17 protein-coding genes are annotated in these 20,076 nt (G+C 54.9%); 7 read left to right on the top strand and 10 right to left on the bottom strand.

The window, feature by feature from the left end; genetic code table 11:
* From ACQQ2Q_RS15645 to ACQQ2Q_RS15630, 4 genes are all read right to left on the bottom strand, one after another.
* A complete protein-coding gene (locus ACQQ2Q_RS15645; RefSeq protein ID WP_428188045.1) occupies positions 1 to 1,512 on the bottom strand; it encodes a GumC family protein in 1,512 nt (503 codons plus the stop codon).
* A 212-nt stretch (positions 1,513 to 1,724) separates the two neighbouring features.
* The gene (locus ACQQ2Q_RS15640; protein WP_428188044.1) at positions 1,725 to 2,771 is read right to left on the bottom strand and encodes a glycoside hydrolase family 5 protein; all 1,047 of its coding nucleotides are present in this window, start codon (positions 2,769 to 2,771) and stop codon (positions 1,725 to 1,727) included.
* A 10-nt stretch (positions 2,772 to 2,781) separates the two neighbouring features.
* Complete coding sequence (locus ACQQ2Q_RS15635) at positions 2,782 to 3,867, bottom strand: acyltransferase family protein (RefSeq protein ID WP_428188043.1); 1,086 nt, start codon at positions 3,865 to 3,867, stop codon at positions 2,782 to 2,784.
* A gap of 41 nt (positions 3,868 to 3,908) precedes the next feature.
* On the bottom strand, positions 3,909 to 5,216 hold the full coding sequence (locus tag ACQQ2Q_RS15630) for a hypothetical protein (protein ID WP_428188042.1): 1,308 nt from the start codon (positions 5,214 to 5,216) through the stop codon (positions 3,909 to 3,911).
* Positions 5,217 to 5,616: 400 nt separating this feature from the next.
* On the opposite strand from ACQQ2Q_RS15630, the gene ACQQ2Q_RS15625 reads away from it, so the two are divergent.
* The 6 genes from ACQQ2Q_RS15625 (at position 5,617) to ACQQ2Q_RS15600 (ending at position 12,429) form a co-directional block, all read left to right on the top strand.
* Positions 5,617 to 6,762, top strand: coding sequence for an ABC transporter ATP-binding protein (locus ACQQ2Q_RS15625; protein WP_428188041.1), 1,146 nt, complete (start codon positions 5,617 to 5,619; stop codon positions 6,760 to 6,762).
* The gene (locus ACQQ2Q_RS15620; protein ID WP_428188040.1) at positions 6,759 to 7,685 is read left to right on the top strand and encodes a carbohydrate ABC transporter permease; all 927 of its coding nucleotides are present in this window, start codon (positions 6,759 to 6,761) and stop codon (positions 7,683 to 7,685) included. Before ACQQ2Q_RS15625 ends, ACQQ2Q_RS15620 begins: the two co-directional genes overlap by 4 nt.
* Positions 7,685 to 8,506, top strand: a complete 822-nt coding sequence (locus tag ACQQ2Q_RS15615) for a carbohydrate ABC transporter permease (protein WP_428188039.1) — start codon at positions 7,685 to 7,687, stop codon at positions 8,504 to 8,506. The genes ACQQ2Q_RS15620 and ACQQ2Q_RS15615 overlap by 1 nt, the downstream gene beginning before the upstream one ends.
* Positions 8,507 to 8,551: 45 nt before the next feature.
* A complete protein-coding gene (locus ACQQ2Q_RS15610) occupies positions 8,552 to 9,847 on the top strand; it encodes an ABC transporter substrate-binding protein (RefSeq protein ID WP_428188038.1) in 1,296 nt (431 codons plus the stop codon).
* Positions 9,848 to 9,917: 70 nt separating this feature from the next.
* The gene (locus ACQQ2Q_RS15605) at positions 9,918 to 10,718 is read left to right on the top strand and encodes a phosphodiesterase (protein WP_428188037.1); all 801 of its coding nucleotides are present in this window, start codon (positions 9,918 to 9,920) and stop codon (positions 10,716 to 10,718) included.
* 208 nt (positions 10,719 to 10,926) lie between these two features.
* A complete protein-coding gene (locus ACQQ2Q_RS15600) occupies positions 10,927 to 12,429 on the top strand; it encodes an oligosaccharide flippase family protein (protein WP_428188036.1) in 1,503 nt (500 codons plus the stop codon).
* A gap of 142 nt (positions 12,430 to 12,571) precedes the next feature.
* Here the strand turns inward: ACQQ2Q_RS15600 and ACQQ2Q_RS15595 are convergent, their stop codons facing one another.
* The 6 genes from ACQQ2Q_RS15595 to ACQQ2Q_RS15570 all read right to left on the bottom strand — a co-directional run bounded on the left by ACQQ2Q_RS15595 (position 12,572) and on the right by ACQQ2Q_RS15570 (position 19,017).
* Entirely contained in the window at positions 12,572 to 13,999 is a 1,428-nt protein-coding gene (locus ACQQ2Q_RS15595; RefSeq protein ID WP_428188035.1) for a glycosyltransferase family 4 protein, read from the bottom strand.
* The gene (locus ACQQ2Q_RS15590; protein WP_428188034.1) at positions 13,956 to 14,696 is read right to left on the bottom strand and encodes a hypothetical protein; all 741 of its coding nucleotides are present in this window, start codon (positions 14,694 to 14,696) and stop codon (positions 13,956 to 13,958) included. The genes ACQQ2Q_RS15595 and ACQQ2Q_RS15590 overlap by 44 nt, the downstream gene beginning before the upstream one ends.
* A 437-nt stretch (positions 14,697 to 15,133) precedes the next feature.
* A complete protein-coding gene (locus ACQQ2Q_RS15585; RefSeq protein WP_428188033.1) occupies positions 15,134 to 16,168 on the bottom strand; it encodes a zinc-binding alcohol dehydrogenase family protein in 1,035 nt (344 codons plus the stop codon).
* Positions 16,165 to 16,935: an ATP-binding cassette domain-containing protein gene (locus ACQQ2Q_RS15580; RefSeq protein ID WP_428188032.1), complete on the bottom strand. Its 771-nt coding sequence runs from the start codon at positions 16,933 to 16,935 to the stop codon at positions 16,165 to 16,167. Before ACQQ2Q_RS15580 ends, ACQQ2Q_RS15585 begins: the two co-directional genes overlap by 4 nt.
* Before the next feature lie 73 nt (positions 16,936 to 17,008).
* Positions 17,009 to 17,953: an ABC transporter substrate-binding protein gene (locus ACQQ2Q_RS15575; protein WP_428188031.1), complete on the bottom strand. Its 945-nt coding sequence runs from the start codon at positions 17,951 to 17,953 to the stop codon at positions 17,009 to 17,011.
* Positions 17,954 to 17,994: 41 nt separating this feature from the next.
* Complete coding sequence (locus ACQQ2Q_RS15570; protein WP_428188030.1) at positions 17,995 to 19,017, bottom strand: ABC transporter permease; 1,023 nt, start codon at positions 19,015 to 19,017, stop codon at positions 17,995 to 17,997.
* Between the two features lie 132 nt (positions 19,018 to 19,149).
* Between ACQQ2Q_RS15570 and ACQQ2Q_RS15565 the strand changes: the two genes are divergently transcribed.
* Positions 19,150 to 20,052, top strand: coding sequence for a GntR family transcriptional regulator (locus ACQQ2Q_RS15565; protein WP_428188029.1), 903 nt, complete (start codon positions 19,150 to 19,152; stop codon positions 20,050 to 20,052).
* Positions 20,053 to 20,076 lie beyond the last annotated feature (24 nt).

Below are 20,076 nucleotides of genomic sequence, written 5' to 3'. Positions count from 1 at the left end.
TTATGCGGTTCCATCCAGATCAGCGCGCTGTGTGCGGCTGAACGGCTTACCGATCAGCCCGCTAAACTCGATGAACAGGGCGAGCAAAGCTCCAATTCCCAATCCAAGAATGCTTCCGCCAAAAAGCCCGGCAATCATCAACACCACCCTGCCGGGGCCGTCGGCCTTGAGAGGTGGAACGGCTGCGGAGATAATTCTGATATTGCTTTGCAGCAGGTTTTGTTCTTCGTGAATTTCCGTCGCACGCTTCAAGGCGGTACTATAGATTTCACTGGTGACGGTCGCTTTTCGCTCCAGTTCCTTGAGTTTGACGGTTTCCGGAGAACTGGTGGACTGCAGCGCTTTTTGAACCGTCAGTTCTTTCTTGATGGCATTTTCGGCGTTCAAAGCCTGTTGGTACTGATCCTTCGCACTGGCGCCAACACGGCCCAATTCATTTCGGATCTGCCCCTTGATGGCATCGAGGGATGCTTGAGCAGCAAGCAGCGAAGGATGGCGCGCCCCCAGATTGCTTGCAAGGCTCTCAACGATCGAGGATTGCTTGGAATACTCACTACGCAGGTCGCCCAGTGTTCTTGAGCCGACGTCATCGACCATGGCACCCGAAACGATATCGTTGACGTCGACCCTCGTGGCCGCGTCATATTTTGCCTTGGCAGAGATCGTGGTTTTTTGAGCTTGAACGAGAAGCTCGTTCAATGAAGTCAAACGTTTGTCGGAGATCAGATCGCCGCCCGCCTCGACGAGGTCGTTTTGAGAACGGTAGTCCTCAACCTCGCGCTCGACCTGTTGCGCCGCCTGGCCAAGTTCTGTCAAACGCGAGCTAAGCGCGGAGTTAGCAGTCGTGTATTTCTCCAGAGCCATCGCATTCATCTCATCCTTGAACGCCGACACCACTGCGTTGGCGATCGTAGACGCCTTAACGGCATCGGATGAGATGACTTTAACGCTCGTCACATAGGTGTTGTCCTCGCGTTTCACCAGTATTGCGGATTGCAATGTCCTGGCCGCAAGATGCCGGTCATCCATGCCTTCAACACTCTTGGAAGGCGCAAATTCCGGGTCTTTATCGAGATGCAGCTGATCGACAACCGTCAACAGGACATTATCGGACATGATGATCATGCTCTGACTGTCGATAATGGCGGATATGACCTGTGGGGAGGGTGAAGAGTTCTTGTCGTTTTCGTCGGTGACCCGGATCTGAGTTGGGTCAAAATAGATGACAGCTGTCGCACCGTATTTCTTGCCAAGAAGCAGAGTTGCAGCACCAAGCGCGATCGCGCAGACAACAACGGCTATCGCCACCATCTTGCGATGATCCCAGACAATTCGCAGTATGGTGGCCAGATCGATAATTGGCACATTTGCGCTCAGGTGGCTCGGGGAATGTACTGTCGTGTGATTATCCGAAGGCAATGCGTCCTGTGCTGAATTCGCCCCCTGTGGCGCGTCGAGGGTGGACCTCGTTTCGGCTGCAACTGGCGCGCCGTCCTCGGGCAGCGCGTCCACGGCTTCGCGGGGCTCTGCGCGAGACATAGCCCTGGACTGTGGCCGCCGTTGCGGGGCAACACCCCGTTCGGCGAGCCATCTCGCAGCCATTGGCTTCTTCATGTCTTCGGATTGCATAACACGCCACATCTTTGGCTAAGAAATTCAAACATTAGCGATGACGCTATAATCTTATGGTTAATAAACTATGCATTCACGGTCGCAGGCTGGGATCAATGCCCTGGGCAATCCGGCCCATCCGGGCGGTGTTTGCCCATCGAATCAACCAGTGCTGTCAACTGCGGTTTGTCGCCATCGCCTTGTGGTTGAATATTCAGCGGTTCGCTTGGCGGCCACCAATCGCCCGCAGCCCAATAGGTAAAACCGAGCCATGTGTCGGCATTTGCGCGAAGGTGGTCAACGATGCGCGACAATGCCTGTGTGCATTCCGGTGCGGACGAAACGCCAATTTCGCCAATCATGCCTCTGAAGCCGTTCTCTTTGAGCCAGACCGTCGCATTCTTGATGGCCTGTTCAGCACCTTCGCTGTTTGAACACTCTTCATGGGTCCCGGATGAATCGACATCGAGATATTGATGAAATTCAATTGCGAAATTGTTGTCCGGGTCCAAGACACCTTTGATGACGTCGCTATTGGATCCCTGACCAAAATCTTCGGTCCAACTCGAAGCACCGCTCCAATGTGTCCCAGGCACCAGAATAAGGTTATGAGCATTGACCCGCCGGATGCCCTGGATGGCTCCGTTTGCTGCATCCAGCCAATCTTTTGCACCGATATCATAAGGTTCGTTCATGAGACCAAAGATCACGCCGTGGTCGTCAGCAAAATTGACCGCAAGTCTGATCCAGAAATCGGCCAACTGACGCGCGGGCAGTTCTTTTGAGCCAATACGGAGATCTCCGTAATAGCCGAAATTGTGCGGATCCAGGATGACCCTGAAACCTTGCGCCCGGAGACCCTTGACGGAGGATGTCAGTCTTTGCAGTTCCAGGACATCAAGATCACTTCCGAGCGTCGGCTGCAGGCGCTCCCATCTGAACGGAAGCCTGATCGTATCGAAACCCTTTTTGGCAAAATAGGTTGTCGTCGCCGGCGTCGGATAGAAAAAATTGGTACCTTCAATTCCATTCACATCACCATATTCGGCGCCTGAGAGATTGACGCCGCGAAAGCAAAGCCGATCGTCGTCCCCTGCGGCCAGAGCAGCCCCTTGAATGCTCAGGTAACATGCCAGAATGATGAATATGGGTGTTTTCATTCGTCTTTCCTCAAGAGCCGGTCGGATGGTCAAGCTTGGCGCTGTTACTGGGAACAGTGAGGCGTGCTGATCTCTTTGGTGTCCGACCGCTCAAGTATCGCTCGACTGGCAGTTCGAAGAACAGATGAACCAGCTCTCCAATGACGCAGGAGAGGAGGATCATTGAGATCACCAGGAAATATTCGTCATGGAAAAGACCGCCGGGTAGGTGGCTATAGGCCATCCGGCAACCGGCCAGCACGAAGATGTGGGTCAGATAAATACTGTAGGACGCATCTCCCAGAAAACGCAGCACCCTAAGCTCACGATATTTCGCGAAATCGATCGACGTCATGGCAAAGACGATAATGATGGCCGGCACACCAATGGTCAAAAGGCGATCATAAGACAGTTCCAGAAAATCAAATAGCAACAGCGCGGCTGTCGAGACAATGGTCAGCGCAACTGCCGTACCCGTGCCGATGCGATACCGCGCCAAGTAGAAATGTCCGATGACCGCCCCTGCCGCAAATTCGAAAACAATCAGGTTACCGTAAAAGATTGTCGCTGTGTTTTGCACGGGCGACAGCAAACATAGCGTAACAATCGCTGCAAGCAGGGCTACGAGCAGAACGAGCCGTAACGACTGCTTGAAGAGCAAAAGCGCTCCAAACAGGAAATAGAAATACATTTCATAATTCAGCGTCCAGCCCGGCACAATCAGCGGCATGATCATTTTGCCTTCAGGATCTGCAGGATTGACCCAAGGGAGGAAAGCGAGTGACGCAGCGATGTGCGGAAGATCAAAGACCGTCGACTTCAGGATCTGCGGAAGTGCTAATGCCACCAATGCAGCAGCAATGGTCACGGCCCAATAGAGCGGCACAATTCGCCTGATACGCTTGCCGTAAAACTCAAGCGTGGTGACCGGCTTGCCATGGGTCGTAATCCACATGACGAACCCGCTCAGTACAAAGAAGACGTCAACGCCACTTTGGCCAAACAAGGCTGCGCCCAAAGGCGCCGAAGGATCCATGACACGAAGCTGAAGTATCGCATGGAAGTAAACGACCAACAGTGCGGCAATCGCCCGTAAATATTGAAGCTGAACGAGCACGACTGCGGGTCTCCTGTCCCAATTGCTCCAGCAACGTGCGCTTATCGAGATTGCACCGCTATCCGGGATTTCCGCTGGCCAACAGGGTCGGTGATATAGCCGTTGTCGGGCTGGAACTCACCAAATTTCCCCACCTCGGAAACTTTCATGTAGCCTATCAAGAACCACATCAATGCGGCGACCTTGATGGAAAACACCGCGTTTCCGCCAATCATCATGTTCATAAAAAAGAAAATAGAAAGTGAATATGCAGCGCGTCTTTGCGGGGCAGTTCTGCCAGCGGGATAGAAGGATATGAATAGCCAGAGAACGATAAGTCCGAAGATCGTGCCAGCGTTCACCACATAGGCGTAGCCGCTATCGGCCAGTCCAGCGACGATGGCGACATCGAGCCCCATCAGCGAGTTGAAACTGATTTTTTCGAGTGTCTTGATCGTCAAGACGACGCGGCCGTTGATCGTGTCACCGGATGCATCCGGGAATAGAAAGAACACCAGTATCCCGGCGATAATAATCGCCGGCATGATCAGGGCGGTCAACGAGGTATTCAGTTTCGGGAAAATGAAGTAGCCAAGCAAGCAGAGCGCCGAGAATATCAGCATGGTTCTGGAATCATTGGTAGTGACGATCGCGACAATCGCGAAGATGAAAAGGAAACGCTCCCACTTCCTGAGTTCGGTGAACATCGCCATGAGGTATACGATCAGGACGCCGGAAAAATTGGCGAGCGAGACCTGCTCCAGGAATACCGAAGACGTCCGGTGATCGCTGATACCGAATGTGAACCGGCCCGGTATTTTCTGGGCATTCTGGAACAGCTTGGACCCGCCAAACGAAATCTGCTCGAGGCCTCTCGTATTCTCGAAATAGGATGCGGGATTGAAGATATTTTCATAAAGTTTGGTATCGACGATCTCGATCAACAAGACCGCGAGAACGACAATGCAGGCAACCCTGAAAGTCAGGATGATCGTACGTCGGTTGGCCCACGTTCCCATCATCGAGAAGATGGAAATGATCACCATGCTTCTGAGATACTCGACGAAAACGGCTCCATTGGCGACCATGACATAGGCGGCGACAAGGACATTGAAGCCCAGAAAAATCAAGACCGGAAGATCCTGGCTGAAGATGCCACGTGTCATGATATAAATCACGCACATCAACAGAATGAGCATTTCCACAATGGCAACATGCGAGAAGCCGAGAGGCATGATCATATTGTTGATGATCGCCAGCACGCCGTTGTAGAACACAGACGGCAGCAGCAAAGTCATGATGATCGGATTTCGGTCCGGTCCGACCGCATCGCTGCTTTGCCCCATGCGCGCGCTCACCATCTCATTCATAAGGATACCTTGCTCAAATTCCTGCCAGCAAGAAAGCACGGCAAGCCTGCATCAACATTGTGTAGCATCTCGCGATGTTTCAGCGATGTGAAGGCGAAGACCAAGCCCAAAAATGCGAGATGAGCTATGATCGTTTTTTCGCGTATCGTAAACTCGAAGTTCGGATCTCTTCATGTCAAACGCTCGCATTCTTCCATTCAACTCGATGACATGAAACCGGTGGTCCGTATGTTGCCGTCCATTGATCACTAAAGGGCTACCAGAGGCAGCTTTCATCGCCCTCAGCGCGCGACCGGTGGCCAATCTCATTCCCACCACAACACCATCACCAAACTGTATTTAAACTGTCGTTCTCCTGTCATGTGGAAGCCGCATATGCGCCCCGACAAAGGAGTACGCTATGTCACGTCAATCGCTTGAACTGTCAGGAATTGGAAAGAGCTTCGGCGCCGAAACGGTCCTTACGGAGATAGACCTTCTTATAAAGCCAGGTGAATTCCTGTCCCTGGTCGGCATGTCGGGTTGTGGCAAGTCCACCTTGTTGCGGATCATAGCCGGACTCGAGAAGCCAGACCGCGGTACAGTGTCGATCGGTGACGAGAACGTGACCGATACGGATCCGAGCGATCGTAACCTCGCCATGGTGTTCCAGTCCTATGCGCTTTATCCGCATATGAATGTCAGGCAGAATATTGCAACACCGCTCAGGATGCGACGCCTGTCGTTTTGGGCGAGATTGCCGCTTTTCGGGCGACTGCTGGCCTCCCGCAACACCTTGAACGCCATTGATGCCGCGGTTCAACAGGCTGCGGAAACCCTTCACATCAGTCATCTTCTGGACCGCAAGCCCGCGCAGCTTTCCGGCGGGCAACGTCAACGCGTCGCTCTTGCCCGCGCTCTGGTGCGTGAGCCTGCAGCCTTCCTGATGGACGAACCGCTCTCGAACCTGGACGCCAAGCTGCGAGCCCATATGCGTGAGGAACTGACCGCGCTGCACCGCCGGCTCGGTGCAACCTTCATCTACGTGACCCACGATCAGATCGAAGCGATGACAATGTCCGACCGGGTCGCGCTCATGTCGAACGGGCGCATCGAGCAGCTTGGCACGCCGGATGAACTCTACAAACGCCCGGCCACACTGACCGTTGCACGCTTTATCGGCACGCCCTCAATCAATTTGTTGCCAGTCGAAATCAACGCACAGGGACGGATCTCGGCCTTCGGTCAGGATCTCGGACTTGAGACGGATGCGCAGAATGCGGGCCCCGCAACGCTGGGGCTGAGAGCCGAAGATGTGGGGCCGCAGGCGAAGGGCCTCGCCGCGCGGATACTGCACGCAGAAACGCATGGCTCTGACCGCTTCGTCACATGCCACCTTCTGGAAGACGAAACGGTGCGCATGACAATGCGGCAGCCGGCTGACGAGGCAATCGGCGCCGATGCCGACGGCATTATACGCATCGGCTTCAAGCATGAGCGGGTGCATTTGTTCGCAGCCGATGAACGTCGTCTTGATGTCTCCATCCGTGAGTGGCTGGCGGCATGACTGCGATCGATTTTCAAACAGGTGCAAACCTGAAAGCGAAGTCAAGCTCAGCCGGCAAAGAGCATCGTATGATGCGGCGTGCGCTTCTTTTCATAGCCCCCGCAACCCTTCTGTTGCTGGCGATCTACATCATACCGATGATTGTGCTCGCCTGCTTCTCGGTGACAGATTACCAGCTAGGCGCATTGTCGACCCACTTCGTCGGACTGGATAATTTCATCAAGGCTTTCAACGACCCGGTATTTCGGCGCGCGCTTGCAAACACCATTCTCTATGCCATCATCGTCATACCGTTCGGGGTATTTCTGGCGCTCGGTGTGGCGCTTCTGGTTTATAACCGCAAACGCAGCCGTGCCTTTTGGGAAGTGGCCTACTTCCTGCCGGTGACAGCCACCTTGGTCGCCATGGCCACGGTCTGGCAGTTCCTGCTTCATCCTTCGCTGGGACCTGTGAATGCGGCGATCAAGGCTTTCGGCTTTGAACCTGTGGCATTCCTGTCTAATCCCACGCTCCTTATTCCAACCATGGCGATGATCGGGATCTGGCAGATTCTGGGCTTCAATATGGTGCTCTTCCTGGCAGGTCTCACTGCAATCCCAAAGGACCTGCAGGAGGCAGCCCGGCTTGATGGCGCAAAAAATCCGATAGACCGCTTTTTCACCGTGACATGGCCGATGCTCGGACCAACGACGATGTTCGTGGTTGTGACAACCTCCATCTCCGCCTTCAAGGTGTTCGAAACGGTGGCCGTTCTGACCAAGGGCCGCTCAGGTTCGGAAACCCTGCTGTTCGACCTATACCTGGAGGGCTTTGAATATTCCAACACCGGTTATGCCGCAGCGCTGACACTGGTTTTCCTGGCTTTCGTGCTGGTGCTCTCCATCGGGCAAACACTGCATATGGACCGAAAGGTGCATTACTGATGAAAGCACTTCGCAGATACCTGCCGCATCTTGTACTGGCGCTCGGCGCTGTCGTGATGCTCTTGCCATTCTATTGGATGGCGCTGACGTCGATCCGCTCTCCTGCCGAGATCTTCGATGTTTCGCTCTGGCCAATTCCGGAGAAATTCGACGCCGCCGAAAACTATGGACATTCGGTCAGCCAGGCTCCGATGGGTCGGTTCATGCTGAACGGCGTCATCGTGTGCCTGGGCATTCTCTTGGTGCAGATATTGACGGCGGTGCCCGCAGCCTATGCCTTGGCGAAGCTGAAGTTTCCGGGCCGCCGGCTACTGCTGACGCTGGTAATCGCAGCACTTTGCATTCCCATGCAGGCTCTCGCACTCCCCCTGTTTGTGGGCCTGGCAAAGCTGGGGTTACTCAACACCTATTTCGCCATGATCGCCCCCTTCTTCCTGTCGGTGTTTGCGATCTTCCTTTTCCACCAGTCCTTCCGTAGCTATCCCGACGAAGTGATCGAGGCGGCGCGGATGGACGGGTTTTCCGAGCTTGAGATCTGCTGGGGCCTTGTGCTGCGCGGATCGCTTCCGTCGGTCGCAGCCTTTGCCGTGTTCTCACTGGTCGCTCACTGGAACGATCTATACTGGCCGATGATCGTCGTATCTGACACCAATCTCGCACCGCCGCCACTCGGCATGCTGTATTTCTCGGATGTCGAATCCGGCGCGAATTACGGCGCACTGATGGCCGGTGCGGCGATTATCACAACCCCCATGGTGGCCTGTTTCCTCTTTGCCCGACGTCACTTCATCGCGGGCATCACCATGACCGGGGTCAAATGACGCCGGTCGCTCCTCCCCCTGACTGAAACCTTGCTGGAGACTAACATGAATATCACAAGACGGACTGCCGTGAGCGGTCTGGCCATTGGTCTTGCCTTCGCCGGCCTCGTTCGACCCGCCTTTGCGCAGGACGAAGTGACGCTCAACGTCCTTTACAACCTTCCGGGCTTCACGAAATTTCATCAACCTCTCGCCGATGAGTTCATGAAGAACAATCCTGATGTGAAGATCAACTTCCTGGCACCGGCAGCCGGCTATAACGAAGGCCAGCAGCAGGTTCTGCGCTCCGCCGTTACCGGCAATCTACCGGACGTCTATTTCTCTGGCTATAATCTGACGGCCGAACTGGTTCACACTCTGCAACCCCGTCAACAGATTACCGACCTCGCGCCCTTCATCGAAGCGGAAGGTGGACAGGCCTTTATCGACAAGAACTACAGCCCGAAGATGGCCGCCCTTGGCCAGATCGACGGCAAGCAATACGGCCTGCCGGTCAACGCGTCTTCCCCTATCATGTATGTCAATGCTGATCTGGTGACGAAGGCTGGCGGCGATCCGGACAACATGCCCAAGACCTTTGCTGGCCTGATTGAACTCGCGAGCAAGATCCATGCGCTCGATCCGAAGATCGCCGGCATGGGCTATGACATCAATGGCTGGCCTGACGACTGGCTGTGGCAGGCGCTGGTATTCGAACAGGGCGGCAAGCTCGTGGACGATGCCACCAAGACCGTCGCCTTTGATAACGAAATCGGCTTGAATGCTTTGAAGCTTACCCGTCAATTTGTAACCGACGGTGGCCAGACCCTGCTCGACTGGGATCAGTCACGCCAGCAATTCGGCGCTGGTCTGACCGGCTTTATTTTCTCGACGCCTGCTCACGTTCAAACCATAGAAGGTCTGGTGGGTGACCGCTTCACGCTGAAGACAGCAACCTTCCCGCTCGACAATGCGGAAAAGGGTGGCGTACCGACAGGTGGAAACTCGGCTGTCATCCTGACCCAGGACAAGGCCAAGCAGGATGCTGCCTGGAAGTACCTGAAGTGGATCACAGGACCAGAAGCACAGAATGTGATCGTTCGCATTACCGGCTACCTGCCGACCAACAAGCTTGCGACCGGCCCCGACTATCTTGAGGCCTATTATGTCGACCATCCGAATGTGAAGACGGCCTCCCTCCAGGCCGATCGCTCGCTTCCTTGGGCTGGATATCCAGGTGGCGACAGCGTCCGCATCTGGCGCACCCAGCGCGACATCATCGGGACCGTCATGCGCGGCGAAGTGACGCCTGAAGAAGGGCTCAAGCAGATGGTCGAGCAGACCAACGCTCTGATGAAATAATCGGCGCTTGTGCAGACAACAGCTGCGGTGCTTCGGCTCCGCAGCTGCCTTATGCTGAGAGAGACTGTAAATGAAGATTATCCAGCTGACAGACACGCACCTTATGCCGCCCGGTATCGTGGTGAACGGCGTCGACCCAGAGATGCAACTGCGTGCGGCAGTGACTGACATTCTCGAAAAACATGCCGATGCCGACCTGCTCGTTGTAACCGGCGACTTGTGCAATTACGGGGATCCCGAGGCCTATCAGCTTTTGGCGGATATTCTGACTCCGATTGCTTTTGAAATCCGTTTGATTTTGGGCAATCACGACAAGAGACCGCAATTTATCGCCGCATTTCCGCAGCATCCCCGCGACGACAAGGGCTATATCCAGTCCTTCCTCGACACCGAGTTTGGCAGGCTCCTGTTTCTCGACAGTCACGAGGAAAATGTCATTGGTGGCATCTACGGTGCCGACCGCCTGGAATGGTTGGATGCTGCACTTGAAGGCGCTGGCAAAAAGCCTGTGACCATCTTCATCCACCATCCGCCGATCGATCCGGGTATCGCCCATTTCGACCGCATAGGAATGCACGACGAAGGTGCAATCATGGAACGCCTGATCAAGCACCAAGGCGGCGTCAGGCATATCGTCTTCGGTCACATCCATGTCCCGCTCACAGGCACCACTGCAGAAGGCATCGCCTACAGCTCCGGCCAGGCAACAGGACACCGATTTGTAACCGATCTGGAGGAACCTGCCCCCTGGTGGACAGGCGGCCACCCTTGCTACCGAATCATCCAGATCGATGACCAAGGCTTCCGCGCCTATGGCGTCGAAGTGGGACAATCCCGGACAGACCGCGCACCGATTTGTGAGGGACCGTAGGTACCAATTCTAGAGAGGCAGACAACAAGCACTTTGCATCATTCTGCAAACTCCGATCGCTGGCCCGCTAGCGTTGCGGAGCGGATTCATGCCAAGGTTGCGGGCCGACGCTTACCCTTCCAATAGTTCCCGAATTTTGAACTGAGCTTAAGTCAATAAGCGAGGTATATGTAATGAAACGAGTATAAAAAATCTGCTGTCAGCAGGGATGTCAGGTATTTTTGTGAGCAGTGACAGAACTCCAACACTCTCGGAACGGACTGTCAGAGCAGCGATGTGGACGACGGGAGGAAGGTTCTTCACGAAGGGGTTGGACTTAATCTCGCTTCTTATCCTTGCGCGTTTTCTGGGTCCGGAAGAGTTCGGGGTCGTTGCTATGGCGATGACAGCGGTTCTGATCGTTGAAACATTTTCCGAAATGCCCCTGTCGGCGGCACTGCTGAATTACCCCGTGCCCTCCGAGGCTATGTACGATACGGCCTTCTCAATTGGGTTGCTGCGCGCTGTCGCAATTGTCGCTACGCTTTGCGCTTTATCTTGGCCTCTGTCACTGCTGTATGATGAACCACGACTGATTGCGCTTCAGTGTGCGCTGTCATTGGCTCCGGCGATGCGTGGCCTGGTTAGTCAAAGGCTGACGGAATATGCGCGCGCTTTGGACTTCCGGCGCGATGTGGCTCTTGAAGTTATGGCCAAGATTGGTTCTTTGGTGATCGCTTCGGCACTGGCTATTGCTACCGGAAGTTACTGGGCTATTGCCGTTGGCAAGATTTCAACCACGGCCATTGCCATGCTTGCGTCTTATGTTGTCGCGCCGCAACGCATTCGCTTCACTCTCTCCCAATGGCACCTGTTCGCTGATATGTTGGGCTGGTATGCAGCACGGCAGATCTTCGCGGCGATCAATTGGCAAGCTGACAAGGTAGTGCTACCGCATTTCGTCGATACCGCCACATTCGGTCAATTCACATGGGCTGACAACTTGATCTCCGTTCCCGCCCAAGCCATCATTCAACCGATTACACCGCCGCTGTTTTCGGCGTTCATCGTTGCACGTCAAGGGGGAAACCTTGGCAAGGTCTATCTGAAGGCCTCAAGTGGCGTATTCTCGGTCGTGGGCACTATCTTTTTATTGATGGCAATGCTGGCACACCCGATTATTCATCTTGTTCTCGGTCCCAATTGGAATGAAAGTGCCCCCCTGCTCACCTGGTTGGCCTTCGCCGCCTTCATCGGCTATGCGCCGACAGTTCTGCTACCGGCCCTTGCTATGGCCCTGAACCGTACGAGGATAGCCTTCGCAAAGCTCGCGATTGAATTCTGCGTGAAGGTGCCACTGATTATCGCTCTGACCATGACGATGCAATTGCAGGGTATGTTGATCGGCCACGCAATCTCGGCAGTATTGGGGTTTTTCATCACATTAATACTGGTGAAAGAGCTGACGCGACTCACCATACTGGCTCAACTGCAAAACCTGTTGCGTCCAATGGTTGCCATGATACCGATGGCTATCTTCCTCTACGCCGCATCAAATTTATTCGGCATCCACGACAGTGCCCTGTACACATTTGTCCATCTCTGCTGGACCTGCGGTGTCGCCATTCTCATATTCACCGCCTCGGATCTTGCCCTATGGAAACTTGCGGGCTCTCCGGACGGAAGCGAAGCTCTTGCTTTGAAAATGGTCAAAAAGAACATACGCCTTTAGAAACACGGTCAGTTTCCTATGGGAACGCCGTCTTGCCAAATGAACAATCTTCTGAACACTCGCAGCTAGCGCCCCAACCCGTTGTTGCCGTACCTTCGAGCCTTCGGCTGGATACTCATATCTTTGAAAGTACTTTTTGGACTCATCGTGCAAGCGGGTGCCCGCCCGCATTCGCTTCCCGCATCTGCACCCGATACAGATCGAACAGCTGTTGTCGCCACTTCTCCTGAGACAGAAACATTCCGTCGCGCCCTTGAAAGCCGCTCAAGCTCATTTTCGCTATTTTAGCATCGTCGACGGCCAGATTGGTTAGGGCTTGCGTCAATGCAGCGGTATCATAGGGATTGCAGGCAATACCAACCTCTTCGGCCAGAATATCATCCCGCGTCGCCGCAAAATCGCTGATCACCACTGGGATACCGGAAGTAATGGCCTCATAGGCAACCAGGGAAAAGGTTTCGCGCGAGCGGGTTGGAACGACAAGGCATCGCGCCTTGCTGGCCACCTGTTTCAATCCCTGACGATCTTTAAAACCGACCAGCCTGGCACCGGGATAGATTGCAGAAATCTCGCCTGCCAGTGCACCGTCGCCAACGAATGTCACGGGAACATTGGCGTTCCTTGCTGCCTCGGCAAGCAGGAGCACCCCCTTGTCATGCTCGAGCCGGCCAACGAACACGAACTCGCTGTTTGTTTCAGCCTCAACCCGTTCATCCGACCAAGGCTCTACGACATTCCTCAAAACCTTGATCGAATCCTTCGAAATGCCACCACGCGTAAGCAGACCAACCATTCCTTCATGTACGGCCAGAACGGTGCCCGGTGATCGGGACAAGTCCATAAACAATCGTCGCTCGAGATCCCTGAAAATCCGCCAGACTTTCTCGGCGCGGGAGCGGCGATCACAGTCAGAGAAGATGCACGAAGCGGAATGAGGAACCAATGTGCAGGGCACACCTTTCCGAAAATTAAAGTAACCGCCATTGGGACAAGCGAGAAAATAATCGTGAGCGCTCAAGATCACCCGTTCCATCACAAGCCGTAAAACCGAAAAGATCGAAGGGGATAGAATCTTGGACCAGTTGTGGACGTGGTAGAGCGTCTCTGGTGTGTCGTGGTTCTTGATGAGCGATTTGAGTTTTCGGGCCGCCGCCGCATTGTAAAGCCCTCTGACAGCGGCATTGGCGATGGAAGTGCTGCGTAGGTCGCTATCGCCAATAGGGTGGATTTCAATTCCCATATCGATCAAGTCTTGGTTTTGACCGGAGTCACCGCAGAAATAGGCGACTGCGACACCACTTTCAGCCAAGGCCTTTGCGTTCTTGAGAGCGATGACAGAAGGGCCGTCCCGCGCCTCTGAGAGGTCGCTGATCACGACGACGCGGCGCGGCATATCGCAAGCGCCGCCATCCCTATTCAGTCCCGTCATCGCGATCTCCCCATCATGATGCGCATTGATAAAATTACCGGCTCCACTGCCAGCCACACTTTTTAAATGCAGTCGGGCTGTGGAACCCCATTGTCCTTCATTCATCGAATGCGAACTGCTCTTGATCAGTTCGGCACGCATCTCCCCTGATTGCGCCATCGCCCGGACGTGATTGACCGATTGCTGGGGGAGCGAATGGTACCGCCATCAGTGCGGCATCGCCGCAAATTTCGGGCATGCCTATACAGTCTGAGGATATGACAGGGCAGCCCCGCGCCGTTACCTTTACAACTGGTCGTCCAAATTCCTCAGTCAATGACGGATTTGTCGGGTTCCAATACAGCGCATGCTCATAACCGTTTCGCAAAACGGCGATCTGGCAGAAGGAAATCGGCAGATATCGCGCAAGCTTGCGAGCGGCTCGGGAACTCGTTGCAACCTCGGTGGCCCGACGAACCAACGACGGATGAAGGCTATCATATACAGTAGGAAAACCGCGACGATAGCTCTCGGGCGCCGACAAGACATTGGCGTCGTGGATGCAGACAACCCGCTCACTTTTGCGAGTCGGCACCACGTTGCAAAGATTCAAGAGTCTCTGCCCCTTTGTCGCAAACGGGAGTTCGATCAACTCCCCAGCGTAGCCGTTGAGCACTCCGGTTTCATTTATTCTAAGTCGCCGAAAACCAGCGTCGCCGACCGATTTTGGAAGTAGAACCGTTGATCCAATTGCGTCGTCAAACTGGTCAATCGCATTGACGATGTTGCGCGCATACCGTTGAACACGCGTTATGTTTTGCGTGACGTAGCGACCATTGACCACAAAAAGCAAATTCATATCATCGGCCTGCCTTTCATAATTGCGAATATGAACCCAGCTCGATCATGCGTGACGCTCTCCGCTACAATCTGTGATCCGAAGTCCGTCTATGACCTAAAAATCTCCTTGGAAGCATTCGGCAATGTCACAGCCCGACAAAGCGAATTCACCGCATATTTATACGTGGCTACGCCCCATCGGCTGCAGGCCAGCCAATCTCAATTTCAATTTGAACACTATGGACTTGTCGGCGTTCTTGATAGTTGTCGCATTTGGCGAGAGTTACTCAAAAAGGCGTATCAACTGTTCAACTTTAAGGTCTGTAACCACCCGATCTCATCTTCTCGACCGGAATATTGCGCCGAGTTCGCAACCTATGTGTCATCAACAGCAGATCCTTGTCTGCTTATAGATGTCACGGTGATCTTAACCTGAGATCCCAACTATATCCGACGCTATGGCCGGACGATCGCTTTGATAAGCCCGCTGCGGTCGGAGGCGAGCGCCGAGAAGCGATCAGGCAGATCAGAGATTGGAAGTTCGGTTGACAAAAGCTTGTCAGTGTCGATCTGGCCGCTGCGGATCGCTGCCATTACGTGTTCGAAGTCACCCTTGAGCGCGTTTCTACTGCCGATGATGCGAGCCTCGCGCTTGTGAAACTCGGCATCGTTGAAGCTGATGTCGTCCTTGACCACCGAGACGAGGACGTAAGTTGCCCCGTGTGCCAGAAGCGGAAAACCTGCCTCTATGGCGCGCGCTGTGCCAGTGGCATCAAAGATGAGATCGAAGCCGTCTGCGAGATCGCCTTCAAGCAGACTGGCTGGATCATCATGCAGCCGATCAAAGCCGAATTTGCTGGCCACCAGTTGCAGGCGTTCCTTGCTCAGGTCGAGAAGATGAATTTGCGCGCCAGCCAGACGAGCGAAAAGTGCGGTGCCAATGCCGATCGGCCCCGTACCCGTGATGAGAACTCTGTCTCCTTCTGTAATGCCTGAACGCGACACAGCATGCGCACCAATCGCCAGGAACTCGACCATCGCCGCCTGAACGTCAGTCAGGCCTTGCGCAGAATAAAGATTGGTCTCAGGCACTGCGATGCGTGCGCACATGCCGCCGTCGCGGTGGACGCCAAGCACTTCGATCTTCATGCAGCAATTCGGCTTGCCGCGCAGGCAGGCACGGCAAGTCCCGCATGAAATATAGGGATTGATCACGACGATATCGCCTGCTGACATGCCCGCCGCATCAGAGACCAGACGGCCTCCCAGTTCGTGGCCGATAACACGGGGATAAGCGAGATAAGGATGCTTGCCCTCGAAGATATGATAATCCGTACCGCAGATGCCGACAGCGCAGATGTCGACCAGCGCCCAGCCGTCAGGTGCCTCCTGTGGAATGGCGGCTTCACGCAGTTCGAAACGCCCAGGTTCCACACAGGTACCGCACAGCATCGTTGCGCCGCGGTTGCTCACTTCCTGGTGACGGTTCATTGCACTTGTCCTGCGTTGCGGGGCGTCCAGTCCACTGGTAATTCGCCCTTGATGATCAAACTGAGAATGTCGTCCTTGGTGACTTCGTCTATGCGATGAGCGCCTACCTGGTGACCGCGGTTCATCACCACAACCCGGTCGCAAAGATCGAATACGTCATGCATGTCGTGGCTGACCAGAAAGATGCCGATTCCTTCGTCGCGGAGCTGACGGATCAGATCTGCGACCATCGCCGATTCCGACGGGCCGAGCGCCGCTGTCGGTTCGTCCATGATCAGGATCTTGGCATTGAAATAAAGGGCGCGCGCAATGGCAATCACCTGGCGCTGCCCACCAGACAGGCGCGACACAGCTTCACCAAGATTGCGAAAGTTAGGATTGAGACGCGCGAGCACCTTTTGTGCCTCGGAGAGCATACGTTTGTCATCCAGATTGCCCCATCGGGTCTTCAACTCGCGACCGAGGAAGAGGTTTGCTGGCGCATCGAGGTGATCGGCAAGCGCCAGCGTCTGGTAGATTGTTTCAATGCCAAAGGTGCGTGCATCCTGTGGCGAGGCGAATTCGGCCTCTTTTCCGCTAACGCTGATCCTGCCTTTGCTGGGTTTCATGGCGCCTGATAACATGCGCATGAGGCAGGATTTTCCGGCACCGTTGTGGCCGAGGACACCCACAACTTCGCCAGGGTAAAGAGTGAGGGAAACGCCGTTGACGGCATGAATGCCGCCAAAATGCTTTTCAATATCGATCATCTCAACCAGCGGCTTCATCGTCTTGTCCCGGTCTGTTTCTGAAAAGTCAAAAAGTTGGGGCGATCACCTTCGACCGCCCCATCGCTCGTTTTTAGTAGAGGACGTTCTTGGCCTCATCAGTGTCGATGTTGTCCTTGGTCACGAGGACGACACCCGTGTCGATCTGTGCGTCGACGCTCTTTCCTGCTGCCAGTTCCATGATCGCCTTCACGCCCTTTTCACCCATCTGGAAGGATCCCTGAACCAGAATGGCGTTCAGCGTACCGTCCTTGACGAAGTCTTGGAGGTCGGCATTGCCGTCAAAGCCGATGGCCGCAACCTGACCCGCCTTGCCTGCCTGCTTCAGAGCACGCCCCATTCCCACGGCCGTCGGTTCGTTGGCACCGAAAATGCCCTTGAGATCGGGATTGGCAGCGAGCACGTCGGTGGTCTGGTCAAGCGCCATCGCCATCTGCGACTTCGAGTAATATGGCCCGACGATTTCGAGCTTTGAACCGGCCTTGATCTGATCGGTAAAGCAGCCGACGCGACCGATTTCCGACCCAACGCCTGCCACATAGGACATGATCGCGACTTTGCCTTCACCACCGGTCAATTTGATCATTTCGTCGGCGGCCAGTTTGCCGGCGGCGCAATTGTCCGTCGAAAGCATGGCCTGATACGTGCCGTTGCCCGCGTCAGACAGCGCTGAGTCGATAATGGTGACGGGAATGCCCGCCTCGTTGGCGCGCTTGACGGCGGGGACAAGTGCGTCCGGATCCGAGGGCGCGAGAACGATGCCGGCAACGCCACGATTGACGGCGTTGTCGACCATGTTCACTTCATCAGCGATGTCTGACTCGGCGGCTGGACCGTCAAAGGTCATGGTGAAATCGGACTGGCCCTCCAAAGCCGCCGTTGCCCCCTTGTTGACGTTCTGCCAGAAATTCGAGTTGGTTGTCTTGACGATAACGGCAATCTCGCCGGCAAAGGCCGATGTGACTGGAATCGCCGAAATGGCAGTTGCTGCAAGCAATGCTGTAATAATGGTCTTCATGGTTTCCTCCCTTTAAGACACGACGACAGATGGCCTAAGCCTCACCTCCGGTTGCGCATTTGGTCGATAAAGACAGCCAAGATGACGACAAAGCCGATGATGATCTGTTGGATGAAGGCCGATACGCCGGACATGTTGAGCCCGTTGCGTAAGACCCCGATGATAAAGGCACCGATCATGGTGCCCGAGATGGCTCCGACACCACCCATGAGGGACGTGCCACCGATGACCGCCGAAGCGATGGCGTTAAGTTCATACATCACGCCCTCATTCGGCTGGGCCGTGACGAGACGTGACATCAGGACATTGCCGGCAAGGCCGGCAAGAGCACCGGAAATGACATAGGCGGCAATCTTGGTGCGATCGACATTCACCCCGGACAGGAGTGCTGCCTCTTCGTTCGACCCGGTCGCGTAAATATGCCGGCCGAGTGCCCGTCGGCGCAGAAGAATGCCAGCGCCGATGGCAATGATCAGAAGAAGAATTGCCGGATAGGGTATGCCCGGGAAAATGACCTTTGACAGCCCGTTCGGCAGTTTTTCAACTTCGCGGAACAGGGCGCCGTTGCCCAGTACACCAAAGGCTTCGCCGAGCTGGGAAATCGGTGCAGCGCCAGTCAATTGCAATGCCGCTCCACGCGCGATCATCATCATGCCGAGTGTGGCCACGAAAGGCGTGATCCTCATTTTCGTAATTACCACGCCATTGATCAACCCGCACAGCGCGCCAACTCCGACGGCCGCGAGCATGGCAAGGGGCACCGGTACGCCGAGTTTGACCAGTAGGCCGGCAGCCGTTCCCGACAAGGCCAGCACTGAGCCTACGCTCAGATCGATCCCTCCGGTGATAATCACGATGGTCATACCAATACTGATCAGCCCGATGACCGAGGTTTGCAGAAGGATCGTCAGGCCATTATTGACCGACAGAAAGGCTGCATTTCCAAACGCAAAGATTCCGATCAGCAATGCCAGTGTGGCCAGTGCCGAAATCTGATGAAACGTGTCAGCGTTGAACTTGCCCAGCGCGCCGTGCGTGTGGGTCTCATCCGTTGCGACCGACATATGGCTCCTCCCACACGGTGCAAAATAATTAAGTGCAACGTGAAATGACGGGCTTGTCTTGTCAATTGTTTTTAATCATTCTCGACAATATGATAAATATACCAATATTGAATCTCATGGAGATAAGGCGGGATGGCGAGGACGGATGAGCGCTTTCGCGGAGCCTATAATCAGCTCCTCGATTACTGCGATGACCTGAGTGTGGGCGATCAGCTGCCTGCGGAACTCACGCTTGCTGCTCATCTCGACGTCAGCCGTACCGTCGTTCGAGCGGCGCTCGAAAGGCTACAAAGCGAAGGCATTCTCAATTGGGACGGGCGGTCGAAATCTTTGCTGCGCGAAGCGAAAGCGACAGACAGGCTGGAGGTCAAATTCCAGCAAATTTCACCCGAGGAATTGGAGCATCAATTTCTCAACTGGATCCTGCGCTTCGACGTGCCACCGCAAACGTCGCTGAACGTCACGGAACTCGCCCGCAAATTTGGCGTTCCGGCCTATGGTCTGCAGGAATTTCTAGCCTCCCTCAGTCGAATGGGGCTCGTGCGCAGGCGAGCCAAAGGCGGCTGGGAGCTGGTCGGCTTTACCCGTGACTACGCGGTGGAACTGTCCGATTTTCGCATGATGATGGAGCTGAATGCGATCTCCCATTTGCTCGCTTTGCCGGATGAGCACGAGATATGGTCGCGACTGGCTGAACTGGAGGTCGCGCACCGAAAGCTCGCTGAAGAAATAGATGACCGGTATCACGACTTTTCGGTGCTCGACGAGCAGTTCCACACCGCCATCGGAAGCGTGGTCAAGAACCGCTTCGTGACCGAATTTCAGAAGGTCATCACTCTGATATTCCATTACCACTACCAGTGGGACAAGAAGGACGAGCGAGAGCGCAATCTGGCGGCCATCGGCGAGCATCTGGATTTGATAGAGGCTTTGAAGACACGAAGTGAAGACGCGGCGATGAAGGCCGCGCGCCATCACCTGACAACGTCAAAACAGACGCTCCTGTCGTCACTGCGCATCCACGCTCTGTCCTAACAGCGTCAACACCGATGCCCCTAA

Origin of the sequence: Agrobacterium sp. ES01 (assembly GCF_050320885.1) — a bacterium.
Classification (GTDB): Bacteria; Pseudomonadota; Alphaproteobacteria; order Rhizobiales; family Rhizobiaceae; genus Allorhizobium.
The sequence above is the reverse complement of the archived record's forward strand: the minus strand, read 5'-3'. Positions and strand labels throughout refer to the sequence as shown.